Here is a 20,420-nt window from a genome sequence, read left to right on the forward strand (position 1 = left end):
GGTCAGTGGGACCCGCCGCGGGCGCATCGGGACCACCTGGAATGGGGGTGGTGGGGCGGCGTGGGGGCGCCGCCCCACCGGTGGACTCAGCCCAGGGCGGTCAGGGTGAGGGTGCCGCGGTACGTGCCGTTCGCGACCGTGATCGGCAGGCGCAGGTCGAGGTCGGCCCGCAGGAGCGACGTGCCGGCGGCGTGACCGGCGGCCGCGCTGCCGAGCGTCGCGGACTTGGCCAGACCGTCACCGGAGGTGAAGCCGGAGGCCACGGGCGCGCCCGCGACCGCCGTGCCGGCGCTCTCCGCGACGAACGGCGACCAGCCGAGGTACTTGCCGCTGAACCGCTGACCGGCCGACGTGAAGTCGCCGACCTGACCGGACAGCGCCCACTGCGGCGCGTTCAGGCGGGTGTCGGTGACGCGGACCGGGTTCAGCGAGCCCTTCGCGCCGAAGTGGTCGCCGGACTCCTTGGCCGTGCCGAGGTCCACGACGCCGTTGCCGCCGTCGATGCTCCACACCAGTTCGCCCGCCGAGCGCTGGGGCACGGTGACCTTGACGCTCTGCTCGCCGTCGCGCGCGGGCGGCTCGACGCCCGCCTCGGTCACGTGCTTGACGCCGTTGCGCTTGGTGATGGTGAACGAGTCGAACAGGTCGCCCACCTTCTCCTTCTCCGGCGACGCCGCGGTCTTCTCGACCACGTAGGAGCGGTAGGTGACGGTGTCGCCGTTGACCGAGACGACCTGGTAGGTGGTCACGCCCTCGCCGCGGCGGACCTGGGTCGCGGCGTTCTGCGTCCACACGTTGTCGTCCTTGGGCGCCAACGTGTAGTGCTTCGCGCCGGAGTTGCTGACCGCGTAGACCGGGCCCGAGGTGACGCCCGGCGTGCCGGTGGCGTCGGAGTTCTTGTAGCCGCGGGCGTAGGTGTGGTCGTGGCCCATCAGCACCAGGTCGATGCCGCGCTTCTCGAACACCGGCACCCAGTTGTCGCGCAGGATGGGCTCGTCGCGACCCTCCGCGCTGCTGTAGACCGGCTGGTGGAACGTGGCGACGGACCACTTGTTCGGGTTGTTCGCCAACACGTGGTCGAGCCACGCCGTCTGGAACTCGATCCACAGCGTCGACGGGTCCGGGCAGCCGACGGCGCACGAGGGCAGCGTCTTCGGCGTCAGGTAGCCGACGCTCTGGGTGGCGTTGAGCGTGATGAAGCGGACGCCCTGGAAGTCGCTGTAGTACACGGTTTCCTTGGCGACGTCGTCCCAGTGCGCGAAGTACGCGGCGGTCTGGCGGGCGGCGTCGGTGTCACCCTTGGCGCGGTCGGCGAGGGCGCCGATCGTGGTGAGGTTCGGGTGGTTCGCCGGGTACTCGAAGTTCATCTTCCAGTTCCGCAGCGCGGCGTCGTCCTTGTACTCGTGGTTGCCCGGCGCGGCGAGGACCTGGGTGGTCGCGGCGCTCTCGCCCATGCCGTTGAACCAGTTCGTCCACTGCACCTGGGTGCTGGAGTCGATCAGGTCGCCCGCGTGCACGCTGCCCGCCGAGTTCGGCGCCTTGGCGTTGGCGGCCGCGACGACGGCCGGCCACGTGGACTCCAGGCCGATCTGGGCGTCGCCGTAGTAGAGGAACTCGAACGGCTTGGCCTCCTTCGCGGCGGAGCGGAACCGGCGCCACTGGCTGAGCTGGTCACCGGTGCCCACGCGGTACTCGTACGCGGTGTCCGGCGTGAGACCCGTGGCGGTGGCGGAGTAGTGCGTGTAGTTCACGCCGGAGAGCGTGCTGGTGTCCACGGCGGTCGCCGCGATCGTGATGGCGGTCCCGCCGACGGTGCGCAACTGCACCGTCCCACCGGCTGCGTCGGTGCTGCGCCAGGTGAAGTTCTGCGAGTCGGTCGGCGTCGCGGTCGGGGTGAGGATGACCCGGCTGACGTTGGGCGTGTCGGCGGAGGCGGGCGAGGCGAGCGCGAACGAGCCCGCCAGGACCGAACCCACGACGACAGCGGCCAGTGCGGCGCGCCTTTGGGGTGACATGGCTGTGGAGTGCTCCTTTTGCTGGAGGTTGTGCACTCCGAACGGTCGCAAGCACCCGCGACAAGATGAGTAACTTTCACAAAACGGCGGATGACCGTCGCACGGCCATTGGACATACCAGACATTTACCCAGAGGAACCCGGCGCGGACGTAGCGTCACCAAGGGGACTCCCGTCCCAATCCCCGCCAAGCAGGGCGTCCACCTTCTCCCGGCTCGGGGATTCGCGTGGTGTGGTGCGGTCGCCCGAGACCAGGTCGGTGAACCGGCCGTCCCACTTCTCCAGGTACGTCGCGACGGTGGTCGCCGGCTCCGACCCCGGCGGTGCGCCGATCCTATTTTCTGCGCACGGACATGGCATCGGGTCCGCGACCAGTCGGCCCACGCCGCACCCCCGACTGCCGCCACAACCATTGCCGGACAACGCTTTCCGCGCAAACGGGTGAAGGGTCCCGGTAACGGTGGCACCGTCGAGCCCGATGCCCGACGTGGAACCGGGGCCGTCCTGAGGCCCTGCGGGAAGAGGCGGGTAAATGTCCTTACGCCACGCGGCACGGTTCGCGAGCATCGCGATCGTCGCCGCCGCGCTCCTCGTCGCGCCCATCGCCGACCGCACGCCGGTCGCCCACGCCGCGACACCCACCGCGTTCACCACCGTCCCCACGACCGCCGCGGTCGGCAGTCCCTACACGTTCTCCGGCACGGTGACCGACGACGTCGCGGTCGGCGCCGTCGAGGTGTCCACCGACGACGGCGTCACCTGGCGCCCCGCGACCTGGCAGGCCGGCCGGACCGCGTGGAGCCACACCTACACCCCGGGCGGCTCGGGCCCGGCGCACCTCAAGGTCCGCGCGCTCGACGCGGCGCGCGACACCGTCGGTCAGGCCACCGCCGACACCACGGTCGCCGCCCGGGTCTGCCCGTGCGGCCTGTGGTCCGACGAAGTACCCGCCACCGTCGACGCCAGCGACAACGCCGCCCTCGAACTCGGCCTGAAGTGGCGCTCCACCACCGACGGCTACGTGCGCGGCGTGCGGTTCTACAAGGGCGCGGCCAACACCGGCACGCACACCGGCTCGCTGTGGAACGCCGCCGGCACCCGGCTCGCGACCGGCACGTTCCACGACGAGACGGGCACCGGCTGGCAAACGCTGGTCTTCCCGCAGCCCGTCGCGGTCGCGGGCAACACCACCTACGTCGTCTCCTACTTCTCGCCGACCGGCCACTTCTCGGTCGACACCGGCTACTTCGGCACCACCTCCCGCTACCTGGAACCGTTGACCGGCCTGCAAACCGGCGTCGACGGCGCGAACGGCGTCTTCCACGGCGGAGGCGGCTTCCCCGACACCGGTGGCGCGGACGCGAACTACTGGGTCGACGTCGTGTGGGCACCGGAACCCGGCGCCGACACCCGCGCGCCCGACCTGCTCACCACCTCGCCGGTCGCCGGCGCGGGCAGCGTCGCGCCGAGCCCGACGATCGGCGCCGCCTACGACGAGACGATCGCGCCGGGCTCCGCCGAGTTCGCCCTCACCGGCCCGAGTGGCGCCGTTGCCGGGCAGACCTCGTTGTCCGGCAACGGGAAAACCGTCGAGTTCCACCCGGACGCCGCGCTGCCGGCGGGCACCGCGTTCACCGCGTCCAGCAAGGTCCGGGACGCGGCGGGCAACCAGACGGCCGCGTACACCTGGACGTTCACCACCGGCCGTCCGCGCCCCGCCGAGTGCCCGTGCACGCTGTGGGACGACTTCACGGCGCCCGCGGCGGCCTCGGCGGGCGACGCGCGCCCGGTCGAGCTGGGCGTGAAGGTCCGGTTCGCGGCCAAGGGGCAGGTGCTCGGCGTCCGGTTCTACAAGGGCGAGGGCAACACCGGCACCCACACGGGCTCGTTGTGGAGCGCCACCGGCACCCGCCTGGCCACCGGCACGTTCACCGGCGAAACCTCGACGGGGTGGCAAACCCTGACCTTCGCCGACCCGGTGAACGTCGCGCCCGCCACCTCCTACGTGGTCACCTACTACGCGCCCAACGGCCACTACGCCGTCACCCAGTCGCAGTTCGCCGGGCGGGCGACCACGTACGGCCCGATCACCGCGCCCGCCGAGGACCCGGCCAGTCCGAACGGCCTGTTCCGCTACGACGGCGGCTTCCCCACGACCGGTTACCTCGCCTCGAACTACTGGGTGGACGTGGTCTACCGCACCGGGCTCAACGGCGATTCCACCCGGCCGACCCTGGACACCCGCACCCCGGGCCCGAACGCGACGGACGTGGCCCTCGACCCGTCGGTCGACCTCGGGTTCAGCGAGCCGATCGACCCCGACTCGGCCGTGATCACCCTGGGCGACGGCGGCGGCGGTCTGCTGCGCGGCACGACGACGTTCGCCGCCGACGGGAAGTCCTTGACGTGGAAGCCGAACGGCTCCCTCAAGCCCGGCACGAAGTACTCGGTGAGCGTGCAGGCGTCCGACCTCAACGGCAACTCCCTGGCCGCGCCCGCGACCTGGGACCTCACCACCCGGTCGACCGCGACGTGCCCGTGCTCGCTGTTCAGCACGGCCACCGTGCCCACCACCCCGTCCGCCAATGACGGCGGCAACTACGAACTCGGCGTCCGGTTCACCGTCCCGCGCGGCGGTCTGGTCACCGCCGTGCGCTTCTACAAGGGCGAGGGCAACACCGGCACCCACACCGGTTCGATCTGGAGCCCCACCGGCGAGCGCCTGGGCACCGGCACGTTCACCGGCGAGACCGCGACCGGGTGGCAGACCCTGACGTTCGCCCAACCGGTGTCGGTCCACCGGGACCTGGTCTACACCGCCTCCTACACCGCGCCCAACGGCCACTACGCGGTGGAGCACCAGTACTTCACCCGCCGCGACCCGGTCACCTCCGGCCCGCTGGCCACCGGCGCGGGCCCGTTCTCGGGCGTCTTCGCGCCCGGCGGCGGCTTCCCGACGCGGTCCTACGAGGGCAACAACTACTGGGTCGACGTCGACTTCGCCACGTTCGCCGACACGACCCCGCCGGTGAACGTGTCGCACAACCCGCCGGACGACGGCACCGGCGCCGGCCTCTCCGCGCCGGTCGTGGCGACCTACGACGAGCAGGTCAGCCTCACCGACTCGACGGTCCAGGTGAAGGACTCGCACGGTGTCGTCATGCGCGGCACGGTGACCCGGGCCGACGACGACCACTCCCTGGTCTGGACCCCGGCCGCGCCGCTGGTGCGCACCACGCCGTACACGGTGTCGGTGCGGGCGACGGACGTCCACGAGAACACCCTGCCCACCCCGACCACGTGGACCTACACCACGGGCGACGCACCGTGCCCGTGCACGTTGTTCAGCGAGGCGTCGATCCCGGAGATCCTGTCGTACGGCTACTACGGCGGCACCGGGGCCGGGATCAACTTCGTGCCCAAGGTGAACGGCTTCGTGACCGGCATCAAGTTCTACAAGGGCCCGTACAACGGCCGCACGCACTACGGCGCGATCTCCCTGAGCTCCACGAAAACCGTCGCGGGAGGCGAGTTCACCAACGAGTCCGCCACCGGCTGGCAAACCCTGACCTTCGCCACCCCGGCACCGGTCACCGCCGGCACCACGTACCTGGCCTGGTACAAGATGCTGGACGGCCAGTGGACCCAAACCACGAACTACTTCAAGGCGGGCGGCATCGACACCCCGCAACTCTCCGCGCCGGCCAACCCGAACGGACTGCTGGGCCGATTCATGAGCTTCCCGGACTACCCCAACGAGAACACCGGCAACAACCACTGGGTCGACGTGGTCTTCACGACGTCGTGACCGACCCGGGCGGGCGGACGGCAGCCGCTGTCCGCCCGCCTGGCTCACACCCCGCAGACGAGCCGGAACTGTTCCCAGGTGCTGATGGTGGTGGCGTCGGTGTGCAGGACGTCGGTCACCCGGCCGCCACCGCCGATCGCCGTCAGGTAGTGGCCGTCGAAGGTTCGGATGGCGTAGCGGTCGGCGCCGGTCGGCACCAGCGAGAACGTCTCCCAGCCCCGCAGCGTCGTCCCGTCGGTGTGGACGACGTCGACGACCTGTCCCCCGCCGCGCACCGCGGTGACGTAGTTCCCGTTGGCGGTGCGCAGGCCGTAGTGCTGATCACCGGCGTCCACGAAGGTGAACCGCTCCCACGCGTCGATCCTGGTCGCGTCGCTGTGGATCACGTCGATCACCTGCCCGCCACCGCGGACGGCGGTCAGGTAGGTGCCGGTGTTCAGGGTCTGCACCGCGCACGTGCTCCCCGCCGGGCTCGCCGCGGCCGTTCCGGGCGTGCCCAGCCCGACGACCGCGGCGGCGATCGCGAGCACCGCGCCCCATGCGTTCCGGATGGTCATTCCACTCCTCGTGTCTTGGCGGCCCTCGGGCCCGACCCTGGCACCCGCCGGGGGAACGCCATAGACACCCCGGGCGCGGTTCACACGGATGGGGCCGCAGCGACACGTTCGGCCCAGCGCGTCCGCCGCGCGGGGCGCGGAAACCGTGACAGCCGGCCGCGTTCGTCGGCCACGCGCAGGGCTTCCAGCCGGCGCTGTTTGTGGTGGTGGCGCCGGAGAGGTTGGTTGCGGACGGTTCCCTCGGCCGGGTAGAGCCTCGGTCACCGGCGCCGTCGTCTGCTTCGTCATGTCCACCAGCGTGTTCGACCGCCGGCGGCGACGTCGTCCACGACCTCGGCAGGACCTCGGTCGGGCATCGCGCCCCTGCCTCGTCACCCCGCGTGTCCGCGACGGGACACCACGTCAGCCTCCCGGTCGCCGGCCCCTCACCACCCGCCCCTGCCACCGTGAGCACCCATGAGATCCGGAATCCTCAGGCTGCTGGCCACATCGGTGGTCCTGGCCGCCACCCTGGCTCCGAGCGGGACGACGATGGCGAGCACCGACCGCGCGCCCACCCCGCCGCCGTTGGCGCCCGCACCCACCGTGATCAGGGTGGGTGACGGGTTGGAGGTGTTCGTGCGCGGCGCCGACGGCGCGGTGTGGCACATCCGGAAGGAACCCTCCTCCCCCACCGGGTGGACCACGTGGCGGAGCATCGGCGGCAGCATCGTCGGCACGCCCGCGGTGACCTACAACGCCTACGGCCAACTCGAGGTGTTCGCCGTCGACGGCACGGGCGCGCTGGTGCACGCCTGGGAGCAGCCGTCGGCGCCGTCCGGTTGGGGCGCCTGGGAAAGCCTGGGCGGCAGCCTGAACTCGGTGCCGTCCGTGATGACCGGCGAGTCCGCCGGGCTGGAGGTGTACGCGCGGGGCGTCGACGGGTCGTTGCGGCGCATCCGGCAGGAGCGGGTCTACCCCACGGTGTGGAGCGCGTGGCAGAACCTCGGCGGGTCGCTCACCTCGGCGCCCGCCGCGAGCCTGAACTGGTACGGCCAGACCGAGGTCTTCGCCCGCGGCGGCGGGAACGCGTTGTGGCACATCAGGCAGCAGGAGACGTCCACCGGGTGGAGCCCCTGGATCAACCACGGCGGCACCCTCGCCTCCTACCCGACCGTCGTGCGGAACCAGAGCGTGGAGGTGTACGCCCAGGGCCAGGACGGCGCGCTGTGGCACACCACGCAGGGGGCCGCGGTCACCGACTGGGACACCTGGAACAGCCTCGGTGGTCGGGTGACCAGCCCGATCGGGGTGGGCGTCAACCCCGACCGCCGGTCGGAGGCGTTCGCCCGGGGTGACGACAGCGCGCTGTGGCACGTCTGGCAGCAGCCGCCGACGTGGAGCATCTGGCTCAGCCTGCACGGCGCGTGGGTCACGGCGCCCGCCGTCGGCCGCAACCCGGACGGCACCTTGGAGATCTTCGTCCAGGACGCCAACCGGGCCGTGGGGCACACCCGCCAGCAGCCGCCCGGTGGCTGGACCACCTGGCACAGCCTGGGCGCGCCACTGCCGTTCGCCGCCGAGACGCCCACGCGGTTCGACGCGCGGACCGGCACCCTCGGCTGACCGCGATCGACCACCCGCAACGACACCGGAACCGCCCCGGCGGGCGACAGTCCTTTGTGGAGGAACCTCGACCGACCGCGGTCACCCACCGACGAACACGGCCGCGCGAGAGGTGCGACGACCGGCCAGGAACGCCGTCACCGCGCCGACGCAGAACGCCGCCTGGCACAGCCTGGGCGCGCCACTGCCCCTCGCCACCGAAACGCCCACACGGTTCGACGCGCGGACCGGCACGCTCGGCTGACCGCGATCGACCACCCGCAACGACACCGGAGCCGCCCCGGCGGGCGACAGTCCTTTGTGGAGGAACCTCGACCGACCGCGATCACCCACCGACGAACACGGCCGCGCGAGAGGCGCGACGACCGGCCAGGAACGCCGTCACCGCGCCGACGCAGAACGCCGCCGACGCGATCACCGCGGATCGACGCACGCCGTCGTAGGCGTTCGGCGCCGCGGCGAGCACCGTGCCGAACAGCGCGACGCCCACCGCGTTGCCGATCTGGCGGGACACCTGGAACACCGCCGAGGCGACCCCGGCTTTTCCGTCCGGCGCGGACTCGATGACCGCGGTGGTGGCGGCGAGCACCGTCGACGGGGTCGCCAGGCCCGTCGCGACCAACGGGAACAGCAGTGCGGCGTAAGGGGTTTCCGGGCCCGCGACGAGCCAGCCGAGGAAGCCCGCCGAGCCCAGCAGGAGGGCGGCGGTCATCAGTCGGTACGGGCCGTGCGCGGCGGTGAGCCGGCTGGACAGCGGTGCCGCGACCAGCGCCAGGCACACGGTGGGCAGCAGCAGGAGGCCGGTGGTCAGCGCGTCGTACCCGCGCTGCTGCTGGAAGTACAGCGTGACCACGAACAACATGCCGTAGTAGCCGAGGTTCAGCAGCACGCCGATCACGGCCGTCGCGGCGAAACCGGGGTCGGCGAACAGGACCGGCGGCAGGAGCGGCGCGGCGTCGGCGCGGTCGCGGCGGCGCTCGGTCACCGCGAACGCCACCAGCGCGGCGCACCCCACCGCGAACGACGTCACGACGACGGCCGACGTCCAGCCCTCCGTGCCCGCCTCGTTGAGCCCGCCCGCGACACCGGTCAACCCGACGATCGCGAACACCTGGCCGGCCACGTCCATCCGCTTGGCGCACCCGGACACCGCGGGCGCCGGCACGTGCCGCAGCACCAGCACCACCGCGAGCGCGGTCACCGGGAGGTTGAGCCAGAACACCGCGCGCCAGCCGACACCGGACACCAGCAGCCCGCCCAGCACCGGCCCGGCGGCGAACGCGACCGCGGCGACACCGGCCCAGAAGGCCAGCGCGCGGGCCCGGGCGGCGCGGTCCGGGTAGGTCGTCGCGAGCAGGGCCAACGACGTCGGCACGAGCAGCGCGGCGCCCGCGCCCTGGAGGAGCCGACCCGCGATCAGCGCGCCGGGTGCCGCCGCGACCGCGCACAGCACCGACGCGCCGGCGAACCCGACGAGGCCCGCCAGGTACACCCGCCGGTGGCCGAGCCGGTCCCCGAGCGCGCCGCCGAGCAGCAGCAGGGCGGCGAACACCACGCTGTAGCCGTCGACCGACCACTGCGTCGCGGACGGGCCGGCGCGCAGCGAGTGCTGGACGGCGGGCACCGCGACGGTGACCACCGTGACGTCCAGCATGACGAGGAAGTAACCCAGGCTCAGCGCGAGGAGGGGTGGCGCGGCGCGCGGCTTCAGGACGCTCATGCGGCCCAGTCTGCGGCGGGAACACTTCGCCGGCGGGCGAAGTGTCGGTGTCGTACCGTCGGGGGGTGCAGCCCGACCCGCCGAAGGCCGACCCCGACATCGCGCGCGCCGCCGCGCTCATCGCGGACGGCTCACGGGCCCGCATCCTCAAGGCGTTGTGCGACGGCCGGTCGATCACCGCGAGCGCGCTCGCCGAGGAGGCCGGTGTCGGCGGGCCGACGGCCAGCGCGCACCTGGCGAAGCTCGTGGACGCCGGGTTGGTCACCGCCCATCGCGACGGCCGCCACCGCCGTTACCGCCTCGCCCGCGCCGAGGTGGCCGAGGCGCTGGAGGCGCTGGCCGTCATCGCGCCGCCGTCGTCGCCGGTGACGTCGTTGCGGCAGAGCGTGCGCGCCGACGCCCTGCGCCGGTCGCGCACCTGCTACGACCACCTCGCGGGTCGGCTGGGCGTCCACCTGATGGCCGTGCTGCTGGACACCGGGGTGCTCACGGGCGCGCGCCGGCCGGGCACGGCGACCCACGACCGACCGTCCACCTACGGCCGCGACCACCACTACGAGCTGACCGACCGGGGCGCGGACGCGGTGCGGGCGCTGGGAGTCGACCTGCGGGTGCCCACCCGGCGGCCGCTGGTCCGGTACTGCGTGGACTGGAGCGAGGAGCGGCACCACCTGTCCGGCGCGCTCGGCGCGTCCATCGCGGCCAGGCTGTTCGCGCTGGGGTGGGTCCGCCACGGCGCCGGTCCCCGGGTCGTGCACCTGACCGACGCGGGCGCGGCGGGTTTGGCCGAGATCTTCGACCGACCGTTCGACTCCCTTGGGGCGCAGTAGTTTCCGGGTCAGAGCCGCAGGGCCACGCTCAGGTTGTTCCGGATGCCGACGGTGAGGCGGTGGTCGGGGCCGAGGATCCGCTCGCAGTCGGTGAGGACGGCCTGGAAGGTCGCGACGGCCCGGTCCGGGTAGCCCGCGTCGAGATACGCGCCGGCCAGGTTGTTCCGCGACATCAAGGTGTTCGGGTGCTCGGGGCCCAGCACGCGTTCCCGGTCGGCCAGGGCCTCCTCGTGCAGCGGGATCGCCCGGGCGAAGTCGCCGGCGGCCAGGTAGACGCCGGCCAGGTTGTTCCGGGTGATCAGGGTGTCCGGGTGGTCCGGGCCGAGCACCCGCACGCTGTCCGCCAGGACCTCCTCGTACAGCGCGATCGCCCGGTCGTGGTCACCCGCGGCGTCGTGGGCCGCGGCGAGGTTGCTCCGCGCGGACACCGTGTTCGGGTGGTCGGGGCCGAAGGTCCGCTCGGCGTGGTCGGCGAACGCCGCGCGCCGGTCGACCTCCGAGCCCACCGTCCGCGTGACGAGGGCCAGGTTGTCGCGGGCGAGCGAGGTGAGCGGGTGGTCCGGGCCGTGCACGCGCTCACCGCTGACCACGGCCCGGGTCAGGTGGCCGACGGCGGCGTCCGTGTCGCCCTGGCGGACGAGGTAGGAGCCCACCAGGTCGAACAACCCGCAGGCCGCCGCGGTGTCGTCCTCGGGTGGGGCGAGGTCGAGCAGCGCGGCGGCGTGGCGGGCGACCTCGCGGTAGGTCGGCCACGCCTCGGGGTCGGGCGGGCCGGTCAGCCGGAGGCGCAGGTAGGCGAAGGCCCTGTGCCGGGCCGCGGCGATGCCGCCGGGGTGTCGTTGGCCGCGGGCGGGGTCCGGGGTCCGGGTGACGGCCTGGACCGAGCGGTGGACGGTGATGGTGTCCTCGGTGAGGGTGATCAGCCCGAACGCGGCCAGCAGGTCCATCGCGTCCGCCACGCCACGTCGGCCGCCGGGGTCCTGGGCGGCCGTGATCACCTCGCGCGGGACGTCGCCCGGCGCGAACCACGCCAGCACGTGCAGCAGCAGGCACGCCGTGGCCGAGTGGGCGAGCTCCTCGAACGTCACGTGCCACGCCCGGGTCAGCGCGAGCTCCGCGTCGTCCCGGGCGGTGAACGCCCGCGCCGGGTAGGCGGCCAGCCGGTCGAGGTACCCGGCCGGGGTGGTCCGGGTGTGCGCCAGGTGGGCGGCGGCCTGCTCCACCGCCAACGGCCACCGCCCCAACTCCTCGCACACCCGCTCGACGCCGCGCAGGTCGGCCGCGGGCCACCGCTCCCGCACGATCCGGGTCACCAACTCCGCGGCCTCGTCCGGTGCCAGCGGTCCCGGCGCGACCGTCGGAACTCCCTCCCACCCGGTGGCGCGCGAGGACGTGACGACGATGGTGCCCGCCGTGAACCGGCGCGCCAACCCCGCCAGGACCTCCGGCACGCTCAGGTCGTCCAGCACCAGCAACCACCCGGAGTGGGTGGTCAACCACTCGAACGCGTGCTGCGCGCGCTTCCCGAGCGGGTCGTCCGCCGCCACCGGGCCGAGCGCCGCGCCCAGGTCCGCCAAACCCTGCGACAGCGCGACCCCCGAGTCCGCGCTCAGCCACCGCACCAGGGAGAAGCGATCCGCGTGCGCCCGCGCGAACCGCGCCACGAGGGCGGACTTGCCCACCCCGTCGGGCCCGTGCACCACGACCACCCGACCACCCGGCCCCGACACCAGCGCGGCCAACCGCGCCGACTCGGCCCCACGCCCCACGAACACGCCCGCGACGTCGTCCACCACAACCCCCTCGGCCCGCGTCCGGCAATCCTGCACCGTCCGCAGCCCCGAGGGGCCGAACATGGGGATATTCCACGACAATCCGGACTTCACCCGACCCGCGCGGTCACAGCCGCACGAGCATCTTGCCGGTGTTCTCGCCGCGCAGCAGACCCAGGAACGCCTCGGGCAGGCGGTCGAAGCCGTCCACCACCGTCTCGTCCACCACCAGGTCGCCGGAACGGATGCGGGGTACCGCGAAGTCCTCCAGCTCCGGGCGGGCGTCGAGGTTGCGACGGACCAGGAAACCCTCCAGCCGCAGGCTCTTGCCGACCACGTCGTAGAGGTTGCGCGGAGCGGGCGGCGGGTCGGCGAGGGTGGCGTACTGGGCGATCGCGCCGCACCACGCGACGCGGCCGAACTCGCGCAGCACGTCGATCGCGGCTTCCAGGTGGGCGCCGCCCACGTTGTCGAAGTACACGTCGACGCCGTCCGGCGCGACCCGGGCCAAGCCCTCCGCCAGGCCGTCGTGGTAGTCGAAGGCCGCGGCGAAACCCAGTGTTCCCACCACGTGCCCGACCTTCGCCGGACTGCCCGTGCTGCCCACCACCCGGCGGGCGCCGAGCAGGCGGGCGAACTGGCCCGCCGCGCCACCCACCGCGCCCGCCGCCGTGGACACGAACACGTCGTCGCCGGGGCGGACGCGGGCGACGCGGGTCAAGCCGACCCACGCGGTCAGGCCCGTGCCGCCGAGCAGGCCCAGGTGGGCCGAGGCCGGGACGCCCTCGTACTCGGTGATCACCCGCAGCTCGGCGGGGGTGAGGCGGGCGTGGGTCGACCAGCCGTGGCGGTGCGCGACGAAGGCGCCCTCCGGCAGGTCGGCGACGGTCGAGGCGATCACCCGGCCGATCGCGCGGCCCTCCAGCCCGTAGCCCAGTTCCCACCCGCCCAGGGCCATGAACTCCCGCATGTACGGGTCGACGGACAGGTACTCGTTGGCCACGACGACCTCGCCCGGCCCGGGGTCGGGCAGCGGCGCGGTGATGATCGAGAAGTCGTCGGGGCGCGGGGTGCCCTCGGCGCGGCGGGCGGCCCGGACTGCCTTGAGGAACAAGGGGAACTCCTTTTTCGCAGGTGCCCGCACGCTAGGTCTCCCCCGGAGGGTTCCGGCAGGGTGCGCGGTCGATGGATCGACGTCTTCCATGAACCGCGTTCATGGAAGACTCGGTGGTGTGGACCTCGACACGCGCGCGCTGAGACTGCTGGTCGCGGTCGCCGACACCGGCAGCTTCACCGCCGCCGGCACCCGGCTCGGGCTGACCCAGTCGGCCGTCTCGCACGCGGTGCGCGGGGTCGAGCGGCAGGTGGGCGCGGTGCTGTTCAGCCGCGGCCGGACCGGCGCCCGGCCGACACCCGCGGGCGACCGCGCGCTCGTGCACGCCCGGCAGATCCTGCGCCAACTCGACCTGCTGCGCGCCGAGGCCCGGATCGCGGCGGCGGGCGAGGTCACCGGCGTGCTGCGGGTCGCCGCGTTCCGCACCGCCGCGGCCCACCTCCTGCCCGCCGCGCTCGACCGCCTCACCACGCGCTTCCCGGGCGTGCGGCCGACCGTGTCGATCGTGCCGGAACTGGGCCGCGGCACCGCGGGCGAAGCCGCCGACGGCCGGGTGGACCTGGCGATCGCGACCTACAGCGACCGCACCCCGCCACCGCCGGGCACCGTGCACGGCGACCTGTTCACCGAGCCGTACCTGCTGGCCCACCCGACCGGCCACCCGCGCCCCCGCTCCCTGCCGCTGATCGACTGGCCGGAGAACTGCTCCTCGCACACCGCCGCCTGGTGGTCCCGGCAGAACTGGCTCCCACCCGCCACCGTCCGCGTCGCCGACGACGGCGTCGTGCTCTCGATGGTGGCCCAGGGCATGGGAATGGCCGTCCTGCCCCGCCTGACCCTGACCGACCACCCGGCCTCGGTGACCGTCGTGCCGCTGGACGACTCCCCGCCGACCCGCCGCGTCGTCCACGTGACCACCGCCGCGACCCGCGACTCCACGGCCGTGCGGGAACTGATCCGGGAACTGCGCGCGGCCGGCCGCGCGGTCGCCTGACGACACCCCGGCGTGATCGACGCCCCGGTACCGTGGCGTGGTGGTGCAGGACGAGCGAGTGGTGGGGCGGTACCCGCACCCCGGGATCACGCCGGGCGAGTTCGAGGAGTTCGTGGCCGCGGAGTTGCTGGGCGCCGCGGGGTCCCAGGTCGACGGGCTGGTGGTGAGCCTGCACGAGAAGGTCGCCGGGGTGGACGGGGTGTACGACTTCGACGCGACCGTGCGGTACCGGTTCGCCGGGATGGAGTTCCTCGTCGTGGTCGAGGCGAAGCTGCACCGCAACCCGATCAAGCGCGAACTGGTGCAGGTGTTGCGGCAGAAGGCGCAGAGCGTCGGCGCGCACAAAGGCGTGCTGGTGGCGACGTCGGCGTTCCAGGCCGGTGCGGTCGAGTTCGCGCGGGTGCACGGGATCGCGCTCGTCACGGTCGCCGAGGGGCGGTTCGTCTTCACCACCCGGGACACCGCGAAGGCCGCCCGGCCCGCGCTCGTGGCGTGCTACCACGGTGGGTCCCGGGGAGTGGTCCTCGCCGCCGACGACGAGGACCACCCGGAGTGCGTCGCGGAGTTCCTGTTGGGGCGCCCCGGTTTCTGACCGTCAGGCGCCGACGTGCACGTGCGAGGCCCACACCAGCGGATCGTCGGGGTGGCGGTCGCGCAGGGCCCGGGTCGCGGTGTGCACGGCCGTCGCGATGTCGCCGCCCGCCGCGATCACCGGGTAGACCAGTTCCGCGAAGTCCACGGCGGGCCGGTCGCCGATCGGCCACAGGGTGCCGACCACGTGCCGGTACCCCGCCAGCTGGAACGCCGACGCCAGGTGGATCACCTCGTCCGCCAACCTCCCGCCGGCGCGCGCCGTCGAGCACGCGGACAGGTACGCCAGGTCCGCGTCGAGCCGCAGGCGCGCCAGGTCCAGCACGGTGAGCGGGTGGTCGTGGTGGTCGGCCAGCATCAGCAGGCTGTCCGACGGGTTCGCCAGGTCGCCGGCCGCGTGGCACGCGAAGTGCGCCACCCGGGCCTTCGGCAGCGCCGCGACGACCGCGTCCCGGGACGCCGCGGTCCCGCTCACCACGTCGACCGCGCCGGACAGGTGCGCGCGCACCACCGCCGCCTCGCGCTCGGCGCCGGGCAGCGGCACGGGGTGACCCGGCGTGTGCGGCATGGCCACGACCAGCGCGCGGTCGGCACGCGGTCGGGCCGGGTCGACGACCCGCCGCGAGTGCGCCAGCGCCCGGAGGGTCGGCGTGGTCGAGCAGACCACCCGGTCCAGCACGGCGCGCACCCCGTCGTGGTGCCCCGCCGCGTGCAGCGGCAGCAGCGACAGGACGCCGGACGGGCACCACCACACCCTCCCGGTCGCGCCCAGCCGGTCGAGCACCGGACCGGCCAGCACGTCCCAGGTCCACTCCAGCGTGCGCGCCACCCGGTCCTGCGCGGCGGCCCTGGTCCGGGCGCGGTCGGCCCGAGCGTCCTCGACCGCCTGGAGGAACTGCCGGACCTCCGCCTCCACGACGTCCGGTGTGAGCGCGGGCAGCGCGACGGCCGTTACCTCGCCGGCGGCGGACAGGGCCAGCGCGCACGACCCGAAGTCGGACACCGCGACGACCACGGCGTGCCCCTCGGCCGGCGCGAGGTCGCGCGCCGTCGGCGGACGCAGGAACTCCGCGAAGCCGGGCAGCAGTCGGATGTCCGCCAGCAGCCGGTCGTACCGGGCGGCCACCCCGCGGCGCGTCACCACGTCCGCGGCGGAGTCCTCGAAGGCCGCGCACAGCTCGGTGAACTCCGCCGCCGCGGCGGGTTCGCGGTCGGCGAGCGCGGTGAGGTCGGCGCGGCTGTCCAGGGTGTGCCCGAGCAACAGCCCGCGCCCCTGCTCGAACAGCTCGACCGCCCTGGCCGGCTGTCCGGCCCGCACGCAGCACGCGGCGGCGTCCGCGGCCACACCCGCCATGCCGTCGATCAACGCCTCGCGGTCGCGCCGCGTGAGGGACCGGGACACGGTGCGCCCCATCAGGTCGATCGCCGCGCCGTAGGCCGCGACGGCCTCCGCCCACCGGCCCTCGGACGCGGCCAGCCCGGCCCACTGCGTGGCGGCCAGGGCGCGCACGCGCGGCGCGCCCACGTCGCTCGCCGCCGCCTCCCGGACCGCGTCGAGCGCGGCCGCCAGGTCCGTGCCCTCGGCCCGCCGGCGCAGCACCCGGCCGAGCGACACCAGGTGCAGCGGCCGGTTCGGGTGGTCCTCCGGCAGGCGCGCCAACGACTCGCGGGCCACGTCGACCGCGGTGGCGAGGGTGTCGGGTCGTCCGGTCCGGTCGTGCAGGTCCAGCAGCACCTGGGCGAGGTTCAGCGACGCGGTCGGTCGGCGCGGATCGCCGGGTGCCAACGCCGCCACCGCGGCCTCGCACGCCTCCAACGCCTCGTCCAGGTCCGCGTCGACGGTCGTGACGCCGTACCGGGTCCGCAGCGCCGCCGCGAGGTTCGACAGGCGCGGGGCGCGGGCGTCGTGGTCGGGCGGGGTCGCCTCGACGGCTCGGCGGCCGTGCTCGATCGCCACGTCCAGGTCCTCGACGGCCCGCCGGGACTCGAACCGGGTGAGCAGCGCGGCCGACAGGTTCGCCTGCGCCATGCCGCGGTCGGGACTCGTCCCCGGCATCGCCGACACGGACCGGCGCAGCACGTCGACCGCCTCGTCCAGGTCGGATTGACCGCTCGTGCGGCGGAACCGGGCCACCAGCGCGCCGCCCAGGTTGCCGAGGTAGACCCCGAGCAGCGGGCTGCCCTTCGGCGAGCCGTGGACGGCGGCCCGACCGGCCTCGATCGCCTCGTCCACGTGCTCGACCCGGTCGGTGCGCTCGAACAGCAGGCGCAGCGCCAGGCAGAGGTTCGTCAGGTAGGTGGCCGAGGGCATGGCCGCCACCGCGTCCCGGGCGTACCGGACCGCCTCGTCCAGGTCCTCGGGCACACCCGCGGTCTGGTACCGCCGGGACAGCGCGTTGGCCAGCGTGGACCGGCGCCAGGCCAGGTCCGGGTCGTCGTCCGACGTCGCCTCGATCGCGGCCCGTCCCGCCGCGACGGACGCCGCCAGGTCCGCCGGCTGTCCTAGGTGGACGAAACGGGTCCGGAGCAGGTCGCACAGCCCGGCCAGGTGCACCGCGGGCGGGCCGCCCGCGTCGAGCGCGTCCCGCCGCACCCGCACGGCCCGGTCCAGGTCCGCCGGGTCGCCGGCGCGGACGTACCGGTTCCACAGCAGGTCGGCCAGTTCGTCCGGATCGGACGTCGCGTCGATCCGGTCGTCCAGCGCGGACTCCTGGCCGACGAAGTTCACCAGGCTGCGCCGCATGGTGGCCAGGTTGATCCTCATCGACGCGATGTCGGGGTGGTCCGGCCACCCGTCGACGGCCGCCTGACAGGCCGCCACCGCGCTCTCCAGGTCCTGGAGGCTGTCCAGCCGCTCGGCACGGGTCATCAGCGTCAGGCTCAGGTTGGCCAGGCAGGTCGCCCGGACGGGTGCTTCGGGCGCGGCCAGGGCGACTGCGGCCTGGCACTGCCCGATCGCCTCGTCCAGGTCGCCCAGGTCGCCGGCGCGGTCGGCCCTCGCCATCAGCGCGGTGCCGAGGTTCGTGCGCAGCAACGGGAGTTGCGCGTGCCCGGGCCCGGCCAGGGCGACCGCCCGGCGGAACAGCACGACGGCCCGGTCCAGGGCGGCCGGGTCGGTGTCGCCGTACTGGACGCGGCCGAGCATCCCGAGGGTCGAGGCCGCGTCCGGCTCGGCGGGCGGGTCGCGGTCGAACTGCTCGGCGACGGCCGACGGCAGGTACGCCCGACCGCCCATCCGGTGCAGGGGCGCGAGCAGGTCGAGGGTGACCGCCAGCTCCGCGCGGCCCTCGGGCGTGCCGCGCGCGGCGAACCGCGCCCACAGCAGCAACCCGGCCGCCTGCGCGACGTCCAAGTCCGCCAACGGGTCCGGCACCGCGCACAGCAGGTCGACCAGCTCGTCCACCGCCGCGGGGACCAGCACCTCGTCGGGGTCGCGGGTGTCGTGGAACCGCGTCACGCGCTCGCGGACGGCGGCGATCAGACCCGACCGCGCGGTCGGCGGTACCCCGGTCGCCGCGTCGCGGGCCGCCGCGAACTCCCGCGCCAGGTCGAGCGCCACGGCGTGCGCGCTCTCCCCGACCCGGCCCATCCGACCGAGGAGCTCGGAGCGGTACAGGCCGCGCACCACCGGCGCGGCCCAGCTCACGGACCGCTCCAGGATCCACAGCTCCATCACGCGGTCGTCCTCGACCACCGCCTCCACGGCCGCCGCGCGGACGGCGAGCACCTGCCCCACGACCTCCGGCGTGGTCAGTTCCAGGGCGAGGATCAACGCGACCAGGGCTTCGCCGAGGAGGGCGGGCTCGTGGGTCGTCGCGAACGCGTGCCGCAGCACGAACCCGAGGTGGGTCAGGCGCCGGGCGAGTGCGACGCCGTCCTCGGACCCGATCCCGACCGCGTCCCGGGCCGTCTCGACCGCCTCGTGCGCGACGTCCGGGTCCTGGTCGCGCCACGCCAGGTGGTGGAGCGCGCCGGACAGCGAGTACCACAGGTCGCCGCGCACCGGGTCGTCGGCGGCGACCGCGGCGAGGGCCGACCGGCACAGCGCGATCGCCACGCGCAGCACCTCCTCGTCACCGGTGCGGTCGACCAGGTCCACGAGCCCGGCGGCGAACGTCGCGACCCCGCCGGTCCCCTCCTCCAGCGCCGCGACGGCGTCCAACACGGGCGAGGGGTCCTCGGTCCACCGGTAGAGCACGCGCAGGGTGTTCGCGGCGTTGGTCAGCCGGGACTCCAGCGAGGGGTCGTCCTCCGAGGTCGCGCGCAGCACCCGCGCGTGCGCGGCCAGCGACTCCTCGAGCAGCGCGACGTCGTTGGTGCGCAGGAACAACTCCCGCAGGAACAGGGCCTGGTTCGCGATGGCGGGCAGCGCCTCCGGATCGGCCGCGATCGCCGCCCGGCCGACGTCGACCGACTCGCGCAGCGCCTCGTCGTCCTGGAGGTACTCGTGCCGGGTTTCCAGCGACGCGGCCAGGTTCGTCAGCGCGAGCCCGCGCTCCTCGTCGTCCGCGGCGGCCTCCACGGCGGCCCGCGCGGCCGTGATCGACTCGGTGATCACGGCCTCGTCGCCGTTCCGGGTGAACTCGGCCCGCAGCGTGCCGCTGAGTTCCACGAGGTGCATCGCCTCGCTCTCGGCCGGCGGTTCCTCCTCCGGACCCGCCGCGGCCAGGGACCGCGCCACGGCGTCGACCTCGCGCGCCACCGCCGGGTCACCGGTCTCCCGCCCGAGCGCCACGAGGGCCGTGTGCAAACCCCGCAGGCACCGGGCGTTGCCCGACCCGTCGGCCGCGACGACCGCCGCGCGGTACACCCGGACGGCCGCCTCCAGCGCGTCCAGGTCACCGCGCTCCTCGTACCACTCGACCAGCGCTTCGGCCTGGAGGGTGTAGGCGTCCGGATCGCCGCTGTGCCCGAACGCCCGGTCGTCCTCCTCGGCGTCGTCCACCAGGTCGGCGAAGACCTCGCGCAGGTGCTCCGGCAAGGTCTCGGGCGCGACCCGGTACACCTCGCCGAGGAACAGCACGGCGTCCTCCAGGTCCTCCTCGTCGCCCCGCGCCTGGTACCGCACCAGGCGCAGCCGTCCGAGCGCGGTCAACGCGACCACGTCCACGGTCGAGCCGGACGCCGGTCCGGACACCCGCAGCAGCAACGAGTCCGCCTCGTCCACCGCCTCCTCCGCGAAGACCGCGCCGTCCACCCCGGTCCGCTCCACCTCCTCGACCCGCGCCGAAATCGCCGCGACCAACCGCTCCCGCACCCGCGTCCCCCGTTCACCGCCGTTTCCCGCGGCAACCTACCGAGTGCCGGGACCCGGGTCCGCGCAACCCGGAATTCCGTTGTGGAACAAGAAACATCCTCACACCGCACGCACGATTGCGGACCGCGCGCACGATCCCTGGTCCACCCGGGTGAATT

Annotated in this window: 11 protein-coding genes; 5 read left to right on the plus strand and 6 right to left on the minus strand. The window is 74.0% G+C overall.

Annotated features, from left to right (window positions below; translation table 11 throughout):
• Positions 1-86 precede the first annotated feature (86 nt).
• The gene (locus AB0G50_RS27395) at positions 87-2,015 is read right to left on the minus strand and encodes a metallophosphoesterase family protein (protein ID WP_360113692.1); all 1,929 of its coding nucleotides are present in this window, start codon (positions 2,013-2,015) and stop codon (positions 87-89) included.
• Between the two features lie 531 nt (positions 2,016-2,546).
• Here AB0G50_RS27395 and AB0G50_RS27400 point away from each other — a divergent pair.
• Positions 2,547-5,822: a DUF4082 domain-containing protein gene (locus tag AB0G50_RS27400; protein WP_360113694.1), complete on the plus strand. Its 3,276-nt coding sequence runs from the start codon at positions 2,547-2,549 to the stop codon at positions 5,820-5,822.
• A 44-nt stretch (positions 5,823-5,866) separates the two neighbouring features.
• Here the strand turns inward: AB0G50_RS27400 and AB0G50_RS27405 are convergent, their stop codons facing one another.
• Entirely contained in the window at positions 5,867-6,379 is a 513-nt protein-coding gene (locus tag AB0G50_RS27405; protein ID WP_360113696.1) for a hypothetical protein, read from the minus strand.
• 456 nt (positions 6,380-6,835) lie between these two features.
• Between AB0G50_RS27405 and AB0G50_RS27410 the strand changes: the two genes are divergently transcribed.
• Complete coding sequence (locus AB0G50_RS27410) at positions 6,836-7,984, plus strand: hypothetical protein (RefSeq protein WP_360113698.1); 1,149 nt, start codon at positions 6,836-6,838, stop codon at positions 7,982-7,984.
• Positions 7,985-8,309: 325 nt separating this feature from the next.
• Here AB0G50_RS27410 and AB0G50_RS27415 read toward each other — a convergent pair whose 3' ends face one another.
• Complete coding sequence (locus AB0G50_RS27415; protein WP_360113700.1) at positions 8,310-9,704, minus strand: DHA2 family efflux MFS transporter permease subunit; 1,395 nt, start codon at positions 9,702-9,704, stop codon at positions 8,310-8,312.
• 65 nt (positions 9,705-9,769) lie between these two features.
• On the opposite strand from AB0G50_RS27415, the gene AB0G50_RS27420 reads away from it, so the two are divergent.
• Complete coding sequence (locus AB0G50_RS27420) at positions 9,770-10,534, plus strand: helix-turn-helix domain-containing protein (RefSeq protein WP_360113702.1); 765 nt, start codon at positions 9,770-9,772, stop codon at positions 10,532-10,534.
• An 8-nt stretch (positions 10,535-10,542) separates the two neighbouring features.
• Here the strand turns inward: AB0G50_RS27420 and AB0G50_RS27425 are convergent, their stop codons facing one another.
• On the minus strand, positions 10,543-12,390 hold the full coding sequence (locus tag AB0G50_RS27425) for a tetratricopeptide repeat protein (RefSeq protein ID WP_360113703.1): 1,848 nt from the start codon (positions 12,388-12,390) through the stop codon (positions 10,543-10,545).
• A 43-nt stretch (positions 12,391-12,433) separates the two neighbouring features.
• Entirely contained in the window at positions 12,434-13,420 is a 987-nt protein-coding gene (locus tag AB0G50_RS27430; protein WP_360113705.1) for an NADP-dependent oxidoreductase, read from the minus strand.
• Between the two features lie 118 nt (positions 13,421-13,538).
• On the opposite strand from AB0G50_RS27430, the gene AB0G50_RS27435 reads away from it, so the two are divergent.
• Positions 13,539-14,414 (plus strand): LysR family transcriptional regulator, encoded by an 876-nt coding sequence (locus AB0G50_RS27435; RefSeq protein WP_360113707.1) that lies wholly within the window; start codon positions 13,539-13,541, stop codon positions 14,412-14,414.
• Positions 14,415-14,454: 40 nt separating this feature from the next.
• Complete coding sequence (locus tag AB0G50_RS27440) at positions 14,455-15,006, plus strand: restriction endonuclease (protein ID WP_360113709.1); 552 nt, start codon at positions 14,455-14,457, stop codon at positions 15,004-15,006.
• A gap of 3 nt (positions 15,007-15,009) precedes the next feature.
• Here the strand turns inward: AB0G50_RS27440 and AB0G50_RS27445 are convergent, their stop codons facing one another.
• Entirely contained in the window at positions 15,010-20,262 is a 5,253-nt protein-coding gene (locus AB0G50_RS27445) for a CHAT domain-containing protein (protein WP_360113711.1), read from the minus strand.
• Positions 20,263-20,420 lie beyond the last annotated feature (158 nt).

Source organism: Actinosynnema sp. NPDC020468 (assembly GCF_040642015.1).
GTDB lineage: Bacteria > Actinomycetota > Actinomycetes > Mycobacteriales > Pseudonocardiaceae > Actinosynnema.